This is a genomic window from Streptomyces sp. BV286, assembly GCF_019090165.1.
Taxonomy (GTDB): domain Bacteria; phylum Actinomycetota; class Actinomycetes; order Streptomycetales; family Streptomycetaceae; genus Streptomyces.
The window spans coordinates 77,572-92,446 of sequence record NZ_JAHRIB010000163.1; the positions used below are offsets into that span (position 1 = coordinate 77,572).

General features: G+C 71.4%; 9 protein-coding genes. 7 read left to right on the forward strand and 2 right to left on the reverse strand.

Features of this window, described 5'->3' with window-relative positions:
• Positions 1-100: 100 nt before the first annotated feature.
• Positions 101-1,435 (reverse strand): 4-aminobutyrate--2-oxoglutarate transaminase, encoded by a 1,335-nt coding sequence (gabT, locus tag KUF83_RS29370; RefSeq protein WP_217458001.1) that lies wholly within the window; start codon positions 1,433-1,435, stop codon positions 101-103.
• Positions 1,436-1,758: 323 nt separating this feature from the next.
• Between gabT and KUF83_RS29375 the strand changes: the two genes are divergently transcribed.
• The 4 genes from KUF83_RS29375 to rpmF all read left to right on the forward strand — a co-directional run bounded on the left by KUF83_RS29375 (position 1,759) and on the right by rpmF (position 7,775).
• Positions 1,759-3,882, forward strand: coding sequence for an ATP-binding protein (locus KUF83_RS29375; RefSeq protein ID WP_217458032.1), 2,124 nt, complete (start codon positions 1,759-1,761; stop codon positions 3,880-3,882).
• A gap of 196 nt (positions 3,883-4,078) precedes the next feature.
• Complete coding sequence (locus KUF83_RS29380; protein ID WP_217458002.1) at positions 4,079-5,770, forward strand: PucR family transcriptional regulator; 1,692 nt, start codon at positions 4,079-4,081, stop codon at positions 5,768-5,770.
• 262 nt (positions 5,771-6,032) lie between these two features.
• Positions 6,033-7,478 carry an aldehyde dehydrogenase family protein gene (locus tag KUF83_RS29385; RefSeq protein WP_217458003.1) on the forward strand — a complete coding sequence of 482 codons (1,446 nt, stop codon included), beginning with the start codon at positions 6,033-6,035 and terminating at the stop codon, positions 7,476-7,478.
• Positions 7,479-7,604: 126 nt separating this feature from the next.
• Complete coding sequence (gene rpmF / locus KUF83_RS29390; protein WP_217458004.1) at positions 7,605-7,775, forward strand: 50S ribosomal protein L32; 171 nt, start codon at positions 7,605-7,607, stop codon at positions 7,773-7,775.
• A gap of 87 nt (positions 7,776-7,862) precedes the next feature.
• Here the strand turns inward: rpmF and KUF83_RS29395 are convergent, their stop codons facing one another.
• Positions 7,863-10,700 carry a glycoside hydrolase family 3 C-terminal domain-containing protein gene (locus KUF83_RS29395; protein ID WP_217458005.1) on the reverse strand — a complete coding sequence of 946 codons (2,838 nt, stop codon included), beginning with the start codon at positions 10,698-10,700 and terminating at the stop codon, positions 7,863-7,865.
• 373 nt (positions 10,701-11,073) lie between these two features.
• On the opposite strand from KUF83_RS29395, the gene KUF83_RS29400 reads away from it, so the two are divergent.
• The 3 genes from KUF83_RS29400 to KUF83_RS29410 are packed head-to-tail and all read left to right on the forward strand — an operon-like array spanning position 11,074 to position 14,802.
• Positions 11,074-12,753 carry an extracellular solute-binding protein gene (locus KUF83_RS29400; protein WP_217458006.1) on the forward strand — a complete coding sequence of 560 codons (1,680 nt, stop codon included), beginning with the start codon at positions 11,074-11,076 and terminating at the stop codon, positions 12,751-12,753.
• A gap of 4 nt (positions 12,754-12,757) precedes the next feature.
• Positions 12,758-13,855, forward strand: a complete 1,098-nt coding sequence (locus tag KUF83_RS29405; protein ID WP_217458007.1) for a sugar ABC transporter permease — start codon at positions 12,758-12,760, stop codon at positions 13,853-13,855.
• The gene (locus KUF83_RS29410) at positions 13,852-14,802 is read left to right on the forward strand and encodes a carbohydrate ABC transporter permease (RefSeq protein WP_217458008.1); all 951 of its coding nucleotides are present in this window, start codon (positions 13,852-13,854) and stop codon (positions 14,800-14,802) included. Before KUF83_RS29405 ends, KUF83_RS29410 begins: the two co-directional genes overlap by 4 nt.
• Positions 14,803-14,875 lie beyond the last annotated feature (73 nt).

Below are 14,875 nucleotides of genomic sequence, written 5' to 3' on the forward strand. Positions count from 1 at the left end.
CCGACAGGCCCCGTCGGATCCCGCCATGCACCTCGCACACCTTCTTCACACGCCCCGCTCCTCGCGACCCCGAGACCGGAACCGATGAGACAGACGCCGCTCAGATGCGGGCAAAAGCCTGCTCGATGATGTCGAGGCCCTCGGACAGCAGGTCCTCGCCGATGACCAGCGGCGGCAGGAAACGCAGCACGTTCCCGTAGGTGCCACAGGTCAGGACCAGCAGGCCCTCCTGGTGGCAGGCCTTGGCGAGCGCGGCCGTCGCCGCCGCGTCCGGCTCCTTCGTCGTACGGTCCTTGACCAGCTCGATCGCGATCATCGCGCCCCGGCCGCGGACGTCGCCGATGATGTCGAACTTCTCCGCCATCGCGCCGAGGCGCGCCTTCATCGTCGTCTCGATCGCCTTCGCCCTGGCGTTGAGGTCGAGCTCCTTCATCGTCTCGATCGAGCCGAGCGCGCCCGCGCAGGCCACCGGGTTGCCGCCGTAGGTGCCGCCCAGGCCGCCCGCGTGCGCGGCGTCCATGATCTCGGCGCGGCCGGTGACGGCGGCGAGCGGCAGACCGCCCGCGATGCCCTTGGCGGTGGTGATCAGGTCCGGGACGATGCCCTCGTCCTCGCACGCGAACCACTGGCCCGTGCGGCAGAACCCGGACTGGATCTCGTCGGCGACGAAGACGATGCCGTTGTCGGACGCGAACTCGCTCAGAGCCGGCAGGAAGCCCTTGGCGGGCTCGATGAAGCCGCCCTCGCCGAGCAGCGGCTCGATGATGATCGCGGCCACGTTCTCCGCGCCGACCTGCTTGGAGATCTGGTCGATGGCCTGCGCGGCGGCCTCCGGGCCCGCGTTCTGCGGACCGGTCGGCCAGCGGTAGCCGTACGCCACGGGAACGCGGTACACCTCGGGCGCGAACGGGCCGAAGCCGTGCTTGTACGGCATGTTCTTCGCGGTCAGGGCCATCGTGAGGTTGGTGCGGCCGTGGTAGCCGTGGTCGAAGACGACGACGGCCTGCCGCTTGGTGTACGCCCGTGCGATCTTGACGGCGTTCTCGACGGCCTCGGCGCCGGAGTTGAACAGGGCGCTCTTCTTGGCGTGGTCCCCGGGCGTCAGCTCGGCGAGCGCCTCGGCGACGGCCACGTACCCCTCGTACGGCGTGACCATGAAACAGGTGTGGGTGAAGTTCTGCAGCTGGGCGGCGGCCCGGCGCACGACGGCCTCGGCGGAGGCGCCGACGCTCGTCACCGCGATGCCGGAACCGAAGTCGATGAGCCGGTTCCCGTCGACGTCCTCGATGATCCCGCCGCCCGCGCGCGCGGTGAAGACGGGCAGCACGGACCCCACACCGGCGGCGACCGCGGCACTGCGGCGGGCCTGCAGCTCCTGCGACTTCGGGCCGGGAATGGCGGTGACGAGGCGGCGCTCCTGCGGAACTGCGCTCATGAGGGGCTCCCTGGGGTCTGGCGAACGGCTGGCGTACGACGGGCTGGCGGGCTTGCGTGCGGCTTGCGGAACGGCTTCTCTTCGCACGCTCGGCTTCCTTCCTCGCAGGCTAGGGCCGGGAGCGGGGAGCGGGCATGCTCCATCTGGGCGTTGTCCCGGGATGCGCTTGTCCGTCTTGGACAGGGCGCGGCCGGGAAGCGCCGAGGGGCCGGGCGCCGGTATCGCCGCGCACCCGGCCCGGTAAGCGGTGAACTCCCCTTGTGAGGGCGTTAGATTGACTCGCAGACGACGTACGGAGCGGCTGGTCAGGGGTGGCAGAGGCGATGGACAGCGACGGCACGCACGACGCACGGGGCACGCACGCCGATCGTGTGCCGCGGCCTGCCGGGCCGCCCCAGGTGCCGCCGAGGCCCGCGCAGGCGCCCGGGGCGCCGCCGCTGCCGGACGGCTCCGCCTTCCTCACCTGGTTGCGGACGCCCCGGCCCGAGGCCGCGCCGGGCGTGTGGCGGTTCGGGCACCGGCCCCGGCCGGACGAGGAGCCGGACGAGATCCCCACGCGCCAATTGCTGAGCGGGGCACTGATCGCCTTCCTCGTGGGATGGCTGGTCTGGTCACTGCTGCAGAACCGCTACCTGGGCGACTGGTGGTGGGTGCCGCTCTACCTGATCACCCCCGACTCCTGGCGCGGCGGGGACAGCCAGATCGGCAACTTCCTCGTCTACCGGGGCTATGAGCTGCTCGTCGCCCTGGCCATCATGGTCGCCGTCGGACGGGTCGGCCGCTGGAGCGAGGTCTGGCGCCGCTTCGCGGCCCCCCACTTCCGGCGCCGACGGCCCCAGCAGGCGGCGCCCGCGCCCGAGGAGGACCCCGCCCAGTGGAACCAGCTCCGCGCCGCCGGGGCCGCCGACGCCGCCGAGCGGCTCGGCGCCGACGCGCGGGCCGGGCTCATGCGCGACGTCGACCACGCCCGGATCACCCGGGCCTGGCAGGGCGTGCGCAGCGGGCGGCACAGCCTCGCGACCTTCACCGGAGCCGTGCTCAGGGAAGGCGCCGCCGCCTGTCTGCACCCCTCCGGCGAGCGGGACCTGCCGGGCCGGCTCGCGCGGCACGACCTCGTCACGGGGCAGGTGCGGCTCGGTACGACCGCCGACGACCCGCGCAACCCGTACGCCTACCGCGGCACCGGGCTGGCGCTCGGGCCCGACCTGCTCGGGACCTCGCTGCTCGCCGTCGGACCCGCCGGATCCGGCAAGACCGGCGCCGTCGTCTGGCCGCTGGCCGAGTCGCTGTGCCTGCACGCACTCGCCGGACGGGCCGCCGTGGTCGTCGTCGGCGCCGCGGGAGCGGGCCTCGGCCCGGTGGACGCGTACGACGTCGTGGTGCGGGTGGGCAACCCCGAGTCCGTGTACGACCTCGACCTGTACGGCGGTACCACCGACCCCGACGAGGCCGCTGCCGTACTCGCCGAGGCGCTCGTCGGGGATCTCACCGACCCCCACCCCAGCGGGGAGAGCCGCCGGTCCACCACCGTGCTCGCGCAGCTGCTCGGGCCGTACCGGGCCGTCCACGGGCGCTTTCCCTCCGTACCCGAGCTGAGGCAGCTCCTCGACGGAGCGCCGGGTCCGCTCGCGGCGCTCCGGAAGGCCCTGACCGAGGGCGGCCAGGAGTCGCTGCTGCGGGAACTGGACGCGCGGGAACGGCAGCTGGGACATCCCGGCGACGTGGGGAGCGTCCTCGCGGACCGGGTGGCCCTGCTCGACCGGCCCGCCTTCGCCGGCTTCTTCGACACGTCCGGCCAGTCCCGGCCCTTCTCGCTGCGGGCCCTCGACCATCCCGTGCGCGTGCGGATCGATCTGCCCCAGCGCGGGCACGCGGACGCCTCACGGATTCTCGCGCGGCTCGTGCTCGCCCAGTTCGCGGCGAGTGTCGCGGTACGCGAGGACCGGTCGCTGTTCGCCTGCCTGGTGCTCGACGACGCCACAGGGCTCGTCACCCCCGACGCGGTACGGGGGATCCAGCGGCTGCGGTCCGCCAACGCCGGGGTCGTGATGACGCTGCGCACCCTCGACGACGCGCCGCGGCCGCTGCGCTCGCCGCTGCTGGGCGCGATCGGGTGCCGGGTGGCGCTGTCCGGGCTCACACCGTGGGACGGCCAGGACTTCGCCGAGGTGTGGGGCAAGGAGTGGACCGAGGCGCGGGACGTCACCGACCGGCAGATCATCGCGGAGACACCGGCCGGGAAGGCGGTGCACATGCTCCGGCGGGTGATCACGGGGAACGCGCCCACCGCCCGGGCCGTGACCGTGCGGCAGGTCGAGCGGGAGCGCTGGTCGGCGTCCGAACTGGCCCACGGGGTTCCGCCGGGGCACGCCGTGCTCTCGCTCACCAGCGTGCGGGGCGAGCACGCGCCGCCGCTGCTCGTGGATCTGCGCAACCCGGGCGGCTGAGGGGCTGAGGGGCTCGGGGGCCGCCCGAGTCCGGCAGGGCCTCGGTCTGACAGGTGCGCCGAGCAGGACGTCTGGACATATGGTCACGGGCCGACCGTACGGTGAGGCAGAATCGGCATAGGTCGTTCATACATCGCGGCCAAAAGATCACACCGTCCGTGCCCCTCGAAGAACCTGTGAAGACCTGAAGGCCCTCATGCCCCCCACGCTCGCCTCGCTCGTCCATCACTCGACGCTCAAGCTCACCGTGCGCGCGGGCGGGGACCGCCTGGACACCCCTGTCCGCTGGGTCCACGCCAGCGAGCTCACCGACCCCGTGCCGTACATGGAGGGCGGGGAGCTCCTGCTCATCACCGCCCTCAAGCTGGACGCCGAGGACGCCGACGCCATGCGCCGGTACGTGAAGCGGCTGGTCGGGGCGGGAGTGGCCGGGCTCGGCTTCGCCGTCGGCGTGCACTACGAGGAGATTCCCGGGGCGCTGGCCGACGCGGCGGCCGAGGAGGGCCTGCCGCTGCTGGAGGTCCCCCGGCGTACGCCCTTCCTCGCCATCAGCAAGGCCGTGTCCGCGGCCATCGCCGCCGACCAGTACCGGGCGGTGACCGCGGGGTTCGCCGCCCAGCGGGAGCTGACGAAGCAGGCCCTGAGCGACGGGCCCGAAGGGCTGCTGTCCGCACTCGCCTCGCAGATCGACGGATGGGCCGCGCTGTACGACGCCTCCGGGGCCGTCGTCGCCACCGCGCCGGAATGGGCGGGGCGCAGGGCGGCCAGGATCACCGGGGACGTGGAGAGGCTGCGGGAGCGGGCCGCGCCCGCGAGTTCCGTCGTCGGCGGGGACCCCGCGGACGACGAGGACCGGATCGAGCTGCACTCGCTGGGCACCGGACGGCGCGCTCGCGCCGCACTCGCCGTCGGGACCGCGGCCGCGCTGGGAACGGCCGAGCGGTACGCCGTGCACTCCGCCATCGCCCTGCTGACCCTGACCACGGAGCGGTCCCGGTCGCTGTACGCCGCCGAGCAGCGGATCGGGGCGGCCGTGCTGCGGATGCTGCTCGCCGGGCAGCCCGACCACGCCCGGGGGGTCGCCGGGGACCTGTACGGGGGACTGCTGGACGCGCCCTACCGGATGATGCTCGCCGAGGCCGCGTCGGCGTCCGCCGGGCGGGCGCGGGCCGGTGGCCCTGACGGCGAGGTGGACGCGTCGGGGGTCGAGGCGGCCGCGGCCGTGCTCGCCGACGCCGGGGGTGATCTGGTGGCCGGCCTCGTCGAGATCGTGGAGTCGGCGGCCGCCCGGTCCGGCGAGGCCGTGCTCGTGGTGCCCGACGGGGAGCGGCTGGTGGTGCTCGCCGCGGACGGGGGCGCGGTGGTCGCGGCCTGCGCCCGGTACGCGGAGACCGTCGGTATCGCGCGGAGCGGTTCAGAACAGGGGACCGACGAGGACGAGCTCGTCGTGGGCGTGTCCGCGCCCGCGGGCCCCATCGCCGCCGGGGCCGCCTACAAGCAGGCCGAGCAGGCGTTGTCCGTCGCCCGGCGGCGGGGGCGGGTGCTGGTGGAGCACGAGGAGGTGGCGACGGGGTCCGTGGTGCCGTTGCTGGCCGACGACGCCGTGCGGGCCTTCGCCGACGGGCTGCTGCGGGCGCTGTACGAGCACGACGCGACGGGGCGGGGAGATCTCGTCGCCTCGTTGCGGGCCTGGTTGTCGCGGCACGGGCAGTGGGACGCGGCAGCGGCGGATCTCGGGGTGCACCGGCACACGCTGCGGTACCGGATGCGGCGGGTCGAGGAGATCCTCGGGCGGTCCCTGGACGATCCGGATGTGCGGATGGAGCTGTGGCTGGCCCTGAAGGCCACGAGTGCGGCGACGACTGTGGTGGGGGCCGGGGCGGAGTAGGCCTCCGCCCCGGCCCCCACCGGGGATGGGGAGAGGCGGGGCGGGGTGCGGTGGTGTTGTGTCCGCGGGCGGGTGAGGGCTTGTCGCGCAGTTCCCCGCGCCCCTCACAAGCGGGCGCCGAGCCCCTCGGAGCCCCGGCTACGACAAAGCGGAGCGAGAGCGGTGCGGAGTGCTCCGGGGCGGACAAGCGACCTCGGGGGGTCGCAGGCCTACCGTGGGGGTGGAAAGCCTCAGACACACCAACGGAAGGGCCGGGAACTCGATGACTTCCACCCATGCCTTCTGGCTCGCCGGTCGCCAGGCCACCGGTGAGACCACCTTCGACGTCACCTCGCCCTGGGACGGCCGCCTCGTCGGCACGGTCGCCGTACCGAGTGACGCCCAGGTCGAGGAGGCCGTCGCGGCCGCGTACGCCGTGCGGGACGAGTTCGCCGCCACGCCGGCCCATGTGCGCGCCGCCGCCCTGGACCACGTCAGCAGGCGGCTCGTCGAGCGGACCGAGGAGATCGCCCGGCTCATCTCCGCCGAGAACGGCAAGCCGCTCAAGTGGGCCCGCGGCGAGGTCGGCCGGGCCGTGTCCGTCTTCCGGTTCGCCGCCGAGGAGGCCCGCCGGTTCAACGGCGGAGAGGCCCAGCGGCTCGACACCGACCTCGGGGGCCAGGGGCGGCTCGCCCTCACCCGGCGCTTCCCGAAGGGCGTCGTCCTCGGCATCGCGCCCTTCAACTTCCCGCTCAACCTGTGCGCCCACAAGATCGCTCCGGCGATCGCGGCGGGCGCGCCCATCATCCTGAAGCCCGCTCCCGCGACACCGCTGAGCGGCCTGCTCATCGGGGAACTGCTGGCCGAGACCGAGCTGCCGGCCGGCTCCTGGTCGGTGCTGCCCGTCGCGAACGACAGGATGCCCGCGCTGGTGCAGGACGAGCGGCTGCCCGTCATCTCCTTCACCGGGTCCGACAAGGTCGGCTACGCGATCATGGACTCCGTGCCGCGCAAGCACCTCACCCTGGAGCTCGGCGGCAACGGGGCGGCGGTCGTGCTCGCCGACTGGGCCAGTGACGAGGACCTGGACCGGGCCGCGACGCGTATCGCGACCTTCAGCAACTACCAGGGCGGCCAGTCCTGCATCTCCGTGCAGCGGGTGATCGCGGACGCGTCGGTGTACGACCGGCTGCTGCCCCGCATCGTCGCCGCGGTCGAGGCGCAGGTGACGGGTGACCCGTCCGACGACGCGACCGATGTCGGACCCCTGGTGAGCGAGGACGCCGCCCGGCGTGTGGAGTCGTGGGTCGAGGAGGCCGTCGGGGCCGGGGCCCGGCTGCTCGCCGGCGGCAAGCGCGACGGTGCCTCGTACGCGCCGACCGTGCTGGCCGACGTGCCGGCCGACGTGACGATCTCCTGCGAGGAGGTCTTCGGGCCCGTGCTCACCGTGCAGAAGGTGCAGGGGGAGGCCGCTGCCTTCGCCGCGGTCAACGAGTCCAAGTACGGGCTGCAGGCAGGTGTGTTCACCCATGACCTGCAGACCGCCTTCCGTGCCCACCGGGCGCTGGAGGTGGGTGGCGTCGTGATCGGTGACGTGCCCTCCTACCGTGCCGACCAGATGCCGTACGGCGGGGTGAAGCAGTCCGGTGTGGGGCGCGAGGGCGTGCGGTTCGCCATGGACGACTACACGTACGAGCGCGTACTGGTGCTCACGGGGCTCGCTCTCTGAGACCTGGCGCCCAAGCGACGGCCGGAGCCCGCTGTGCGGGGGCTCCGGCCGTCGTCGTGTGACGTGGGTCCCAGGGGGCCGGGCCCCTATAGCTAGTGACAATCGTTTTCAGGTAGGGTGCCGGGCATGGCCGTCCCGAAGCGCAAGATGTCCCGCTCCAACACCCGTCACCGCAGGTCCCAGTGGAAGGCGGCGACCCCCGATCTCGTCCCGTTCCACGTCGACGGGCGGGAGTACGCGGTGCCCCGCCGCCTGATCCGTGCCTACGAGCGCGGGCTCATCCGGCCCGAGGGGTGACCTCCCGCCTCCCCCGGACGAAGGGGCCCGGCACCGATGCCTTCCGGTGCCGGGCCCCTTCCTTTCCCGTCGGGCTGGTCCGGACCCTCAACCGGAGAAGCCGACGTGCGCGAACCTCAGCGGGCCGCGCAGTCCGATGCGCAGATCGCGGACCCCGGAGGCCTGGAACGGGGTGCTGACGGAGGTGTAGGCGTACGAGCCCGCCGTGGGCGCGATGTCGAGGCGGGCGATCACCCGGCCGTCGTCCAGGCTCAGTTCGAGCGTGCCCTCGCCCGATACCTCGACCGTGACGGAGCGGGTCCCCGGGCCGAAGTCGCATGCCTGGTAAAGCAGTTCGGCCGTGCCGTCGTTCGCGGGTGCGACCGCGTCGCCCGACCGTTTCGTGTGGTCGACGATCTCCGTGCCCCGCTGCTCGTCGAAGTCGACGGCGGCCAGGCCGCGTTCGAGGACCGGGCGCGGGAGGGCGGGAGCGCCGGCCGGTTCGACCGTCCCGCGAAGACGGATGTCCTCGCTGGACGCGCCCACGAGGAGTTCGTGGCCGCCGGGCTCCAGACGCCACGCGCCGTGGGTGACGTCCCAGAACTCGAAGGCGCCGAGCGGGAGTTCGAAGGACAGCTCGGTGGAGGCGCCCGCGGCGAGACGGACACGCCGGTGGGCCAGCAGGGCGCGGCGGGGGCGCGGGACGGACGGGCTCACGGGGCGGCCGTAGAGCTGGGCCACCTCGTCGGCCTCGGTGTCACCGGTGTTGGTGACCGTGAACGTGACCTCAACGGACTCCTCCCCGGCCCGCGCCGAGAAGTCCCCGTACGCGAAGGACGCGTACGACAGGCCGTGGCCGAACGGGAAGAGCGGGTCGCCCTCGAAGTACAGATACGTCTGGCGGCTGCCGATCACGTCGTAGTCGAGAAGACCGGGCAGATCCGCGTCCGAGGCGTACCAGGTCTGGGGCAGACGGCCCGCCGGGGAGACGTCCCCCGCGAGGACGCGGGCCAGGGCGGTACCGGCCGCCTGGCCGCCATGGGCCGTCCACAGGACCGCGGGCAGGTCCGTGGGGTCGATCGCGTAGGGGTAGGAGGACGTGACGATCAGGGCCGTGCGCGGGTTCGCGGCCTTCGCGGCGGCCAGCAGGCGGCTCTGGTGGGCGGGGAGCGCGAGCGTGGTGCGGTCCTCCGTCTCGCGCCCGTTGATGTGCGGGTCGTTGCCCGCGACCACGAGGACGACGTCGGCGGCGGCCGCCGCGCGCGCCACCGCGGCCTCGCCGCGCTCCGAGAACTCCAGCTCCAGGATTTCCGGATTCCCGTCGGCAACCTTCACGCCGTCGGCGGTCACAGAGACGTAGCGACCCGTAGCGACGTGCCTCAGGAGGTGACCGTTCTCGTGGGACTCGTGCGGTTCCAGGCGGAACGTCTCCTGCACGAACCAGCCACCGGGCTGGTCGGCGGAGGCGCGTACGAAGCCGTCGTCGGCGACCGACAGATAGCGGCCGTCGGGAGCGCGGAACGTGAGGACGCCCTCGCCCCAGTCGATCAGCGCGAGCTCGGTCCCGGTGTCGTCGGTGGTCAGCGGGGGCAGGTCGGTGCGGCCCGCGAGAAGGGCCGGGTCCAGCGCGCCCTCGGCGCCGCGGACCTCGTCGGTCGCGTCGTCGGCTCGCGGGACGCTCAGGTACGTACCGGCGGAGGTCCTCAGGCGTACGCGGTCCACGCCCTCGGCGAAGTCCACCCGGTCGGCGCCGAAACGCTCGTACAGGCCTTCGAGCGGTGTGGAGCGGTGGATGAGGGTGCCGCTGTACCAGTCGAGCTTGCACTCGTCGGCGAGCAGGCCGACCACCGCGACGCGGGCCGCCGGGTCGGTGAGGGGGAGCAGGCCGTCGTTCTTGAGCAGGACCACCGCCTGCTCCGCCGCCTCCAGCGCGAGCGCCCGGTGCGCGGGGGTGTCGAAGTCCTTGCAGTCCGCGTACGGGTCGAGGCGCGGGTCGAACTCGCCGAGGCGGAAGCGGACCGCGAGCTGGCGGCGGACCGCCGCGTCGATGTCGGCCTCGGTCACCAGGCCCCGGTCCAGGGCCCCTCGAATCCGTTCGACGATCTTCGAGCTGTCCGTCCCGTGGTCGGTGAAGCTGTCGACACCGGCGAGCAGCGACGCGGCCGTCGCCTCCTCGTGCGTGTCGAAGTAGTGCTCGGAGTCGACCAGGTTCGAGGGCGCGCCCGCGTCCGAGCAGACCAGCAGCTCCTGGTCCGTCCAGGCGCGCAGGTGCTCGTCCAGGTACGGCGACACGTGGTTCGGGCGGCCGTTGACCAGGTTGTACGCGGGCATCACGCCGGCCACCGCGCCCGCCTCGACCGTCTCGCGGAAGGCGCGCAGATCGTACTCGTGCAGCACGCGGGGGCGGACGGAGCTCGACCCGGTGGCCCGGTCCGTCTCGTTGTTGTGCGCGAGCCAGTGCTTGAGGACCGGTGCCGTGCGCCAGTACGCGGGATGGTCGCCGCGCAGGCCGCGGGTGTACGCGGTGGCGATCGCCGAGGTCAGCTTCGGGTCCTCCGAGTAGCCCTCTTCGTTCCGGCCCCACAGGGGGTGGCGCAGGAGATTGACCGTGGGTGCCCAGACGTTGAGGCCGACGCGGTCGTCGCGCGAGCGCATCGTGCGGGTCTCGGTGGCGACCGCCTCGCCGACCCTGCGTACCAGTTCACCGTTCCAGGTCGCGCCCAGGCCGACCGCCTGGGGGAACACCGTGGCGGGGCCCATCCAGGCGACCCCGTGCAGTGCCTCCTGTCCGGTGCGGAAGGCGGCGATGCCGAGCCGCTCCACCGCGGGCCCGAACTGGTGCAGCATCGCCACCCGTTCGTCCAGGGTGAGCCGCGACAGAAGATCGTCGATGCGCTTCGCGAACGGCAGCTGCGAGTCGCGGAAAGGCGGCGTTTGTGCAGTCACGCGAGGATCCCTTTACGGAAGACGAGGAAAAGCGGCGAAGAGCTTTCGAAGCGCTTCGATGCTGATTCGACGGATGGCCGGGTGTCAAGACACCTCGACGCAACAACTCCGAATCCTCACCGCCATCCCAGGAGTTGAAAGGGCACTGGTTCAGACCTCCATACCTCCCAGGAATGTTGGAATCGGCTCTTGTGCACCCCCAGGCGTTCACTTAACCTCGCAGCAACATCGAAGCGCTTCGACTGTCGAAGACGCCGCTCCTGGGTGTGCACTCCTCCTGGGTCCGCTTCAGCTCAGCCAGTTCCACTCAAGACACCGCAGCCGACGGCCGAACCGCCGGGTGTCCTGCTGTGCGCCATGAAGGGTTGACGCAATGACGCCGAACTCCCCCTCCGCTCCCAGCCGGAGAAGCTTCCTCGGCTCCACGGCGGTCGCCGCCGCCGCGGTGGCCGGCGGGATGCCGCTGCTGGCCGCCTGCGGTGGCTCCGACAGCGGCTCCAAGGAGGGCACGACCTCGGGCAAGGACGCGAAGAAGATCCTTCCCGCCTTCGTGGCGCAGAGCGTGGTGACGCCGGACATCGCGTCGAAGAACGGCTCCGCCGTCGGGTTCACCGGCAAGCTCTCGCTCGCCGACCTGAAGACCTCGGTGCCGCAAAAGCTCGGCAAGGGCAGCACCATCAAGATCATCTCGCCGTTCTGGGGCTCGCCGCCGAAGGGCGGCAACCCGTACTACTCGGCGATGAACGCGCTGATCGGCGCCGAGGTCGTCTGGCAGAACCAGGACGGCAACACGTACGACGAGAAGCTGGGCGCCGTCCTCGCCTCCAGTGACATGCCGGACGTCGTGGTGATCCCCAGCTGGAACATGGGCGGCAAGATACCCAGCGCCATCATCAGCAAGATGGCGGACCTCGGTCCGTACCTCTCGGGCGACAAGGTCAAGGAGTACCCGAACCTCGCGGCCATCCCGACCGACGCCTGGCAGCGCTCCATCTTCGGCGGCAAGCTGCGCGGCCTGCCGCAGCCCTCTCCCACCGTCACCGGCATCGTGCCCTTCTACCGCAAGGACGTCTTCGACAAGGAGGGGTACGAAGTCCCCACCTCCGCCGACGAGTTCCTGGCCCTCGCCAAGGAGATCACCAACGCCAAGGCGAAGGTGTGGGCCTGCGACGACATGAAGTGGACCGCCTTCAACAGCTTCGGCGTGCTGTCCGGCAGCGAGAAGTCGCTCGGCTGGAACCTCGTCGACGGCGAGCTGATCTACCGGGTCGAGACCGAGGAGTATCTCGAAGCGCTGGAGTGGACCCGCAAGCTGTACTCGGCGGGTGTCGTCCACCCCGACGCCAGGGCGGCGAACCAGGGCAACGCGGGTCAGCGCTTCACCGACGGCCAGGTCATGATGTACAACCAGAACATCTCGGACTGGTGGGGCAAGATGGCCGAACAGGCCACCCAGAACAAGGAATTCCGCATATCCGGCATGGACATCTTCGGCCATGACGGGGGCGACCCCCAGCTGTGGGCCGCCTCGCCCGCAGGCATCTTCGCCTTCATCAACAAGAAGGCGTCGAAAGCGGTGATCCACGACGTGCTGGCCGCCGCGAACGTCACCGCGGCCCCGTACGGCACCAAGGAGTACATGCTCACCAACTACGGGGTGGAGGGCACGCACTACACCATCAAGGACGGTGTGCCCACCAAGAACGACAAGGGCAACCAGGAGGTCCTGAACGCCTTCGTCATGCTCGCGAGCCCTGCCCCGACCATCGCCCACCCCGACCTGCCGGACATCGCGAAGGAACAGGTGGAGTGGCAGCAGCGGATGGGGGCCTTCACCAAGAAGTCCTCCTTCTTCGGGCTCCAGATCACCGAACCGGCCCGGTACACCAGCCTCTCCAACGACTTCGAGGACCTGGAGGACAGCGTCGTCCGCGGCCGCAAGAAGGTCAGCGACATGCAGCAGGCGGTGTCGGAGTGGAAGAGCCAGGGCGGCGACAAGCTGCGCGACTGGTACAAGAAGCTGCTGGACGACAGCGGCTCCGCGCAGGGGTGACGAAGTGGCACACAGCACCACTCCGGGCGCCGCCCCGCGCACAGCGCCTTCGTCGACGACGGACGACACCGCCGAACCCTCCGCCAAAGGGCACAGGTCCGCCGGACCCGGCCGATCCACGAGGCCCGGCGGGGTCACCCGGGCCGAGAAGAAGGCCCTGAAGAAGGCCGCGAACGGCGGCACGCTCAGGACCCGCCTCAAGCGGGACCGCACGCTGGTACTGATGACCCTGCCGGCCGTCCTGCTGGTCCTGGTCTTCAACTACATACCGATCCTGGGCAACGTCGTCGCCTTCCAGGAGTACGACCCGTACGTCAGCGACAACGGCTTCGTCGCCATCTTCCACAGCCCCTGGGTCGGCTTCGAGCAGTTCTCACGGATCTTCGAGGACTCGGCGTTCTGGGACGCCGTCCAGAACACGTTCGTCCTGTTCTCGCTCCAGCTGCTGCTGTTCTTCCCGATCCCGATCGTGCTCGCGCTGCTCATCAACAGCGTGCTCAGGCCCCGGGTGCGGGCGATCTCGCAGGCGATCCTCTACCTCCCGCACTTCTTCTCCTGGGTGCTGGTCATCACCGTCTTCCAGCAGATCTTCGGTGGCGCCGGCATCATCGCGCAGACCCTGCGCCGGCACGGCCACGAGGGCTTCGACCTCATGACCGACCCGGGGGTCTTCAAGTTCCTGGTGACGGCGGAGGGCGTCTGGAAGGACGCCGGCTGGGGCATCATCGTCTTCCTCGCGGCACTGGCCTCCGTCAGTCCCGACCTGTACGAGGCCGCGGCGATGGACGGGGCCGGCCGATGGCGCCGGATGTGGCACGTCACGCTGCCCGCGCTGCGGCCGGTGATCGCCCTGCTCCTGGTGCTGCGGGTCGGTGACGCGCTCACGGTCGGCTTCGAACAGATCCTGCTGCAGAGAGACGCGGTGGGACCGGGCGCGGCGGAAGTGCTCGACACCTTCGTGTGGTGGAACGGCGTCCGCAACCAGGAGTTCAGTTACGCGGCGGCCGCGGGCCTGATCAAGGGCGTGGTCAGTCTCGGTCTCGTCCTCGCCGCGAACAAGGTCGCCCATCTCATGGGCGAGCAGGGGGTGTACAAGAAGTGAGCGCTGTCACCGACGAACGGCCGAAGGCCCCCGGCCCGCGGACTCCCGGCCGCTGGGCCGCCCCGCCGCGGCCCGTCTGGGAGGAGGAACCCCACAAGGCCGGACTCGCCGGCAAGGGCGTCGTCCTCGCCGTCGCCTGTCTCGCCGTCCTGTTCCCGCTGTGGATCGTCGTCGTCACCAGCCTGTCCTCGAAGGAGGCCATCAGCGAGGCCGGCGGACTGGTGGTGGTCCCCAAGGGCATCACCTTCATCGCCTACCAGGAACTGCTGAGCGGCGGCCAGGTCACCCGCGCCACCCTCGTCAGCCTGGGGGTCACGCTCGTCGGCACGGTGTTCTCGATGACGGTGTCCATCCTCGCCGCGTACGGGCTCTCCCGCATCGGGTCCGTCGGGCACCGCTGGTTCCTGATGATCCTGCTCGCCACGATGTTCTTCGGCGCGGGCCTCATCCCGACGTACCTGCTCGTGCAGTCGCTGGGGCTGACGGACACGTATCTCGCGCTGATCCTGCCGAGCGCGATCAGCGTCTTCAACATCCTGGTCCTGCGGGCGTTCTTCATGGGCATCTCGCCGGAACTCACCGACAGCGCGCGGATCGACGGGGCGGGGGACTGGCGGATCCTCTGGCAGATCGTGATGCCGCTCTCCCGCGCCGTCATCGCGGTGATCACGCTCTTCTACGCCGTCGGCTACTGGAGCGCCTGGTTCAACGCGTCGATCTACCTCAGCGACCAGGACATGATGCCGCTGCAGAACGTCATGATCCAGCTCGTCCAGAAGCAGGAGCCGCCGGTCGGCATGGGCCAGGCCATCAAGACGGGCCAGCTCTCCGCGCTCGCCGTCCAGATGGCGGTCATGGTGCTGGCCCTGCTCCCCGTCGCCTTCCTCTCGCCCTTCGTCCAGAAGCACTTCAAGAAGGGCATGCTGACCGGCGCCGTCAAGGGGTGACGTGCGTCCCCCTTCTGGCTTGGTCCGGGAATTGTCCGGTTGTTTCGTCGGCTGCGGGGCCGCTGTGGCTGAT

Coding starts and splice junctions, on each gene's coding strand:
- KUF83_RS29375 (WP_217458032.1), top strand. CDS start 1,759: ATGGACAGCGACGGCACGCACGACGCACGGGGCACGCACGCCGATCGT.
- KUF83_RS29385 (WP_217458003.1), top strand. CDS start 6,033: ATGACTTCCACCCATGCCTTCTGGCTCGCCGGTCGCCAGGCCACCGGT.
- KUF83_RS29380 (WP_217458002.1), top strand. CDS start 4,079: ATGCCCCCCACGCTCGCCTCGCTCGTCCATCACTCGACGCTCAAGCTC.
- KUF83_RS29400 (WP_217458006.1), top strand. CDS start 11,074: ATGACGCCGAACTCCCCCTCCGCTCCCAGCCGGAGAAGCTTCCTCGGC.
- rpmF (WP_217458004.1), top strand. CDS start 7,605: ATGGCCGTCCCGAAGCGCAAGATGTCCCGCTCCAACACCCGTCACCGC.
- gabT (WP_217458001.1), bottom strand. CDS start 1,435: ATGAGCGCAGTTCCGCAGGAGCGCCGCCTCGTCACCGCCATTCCCGGC.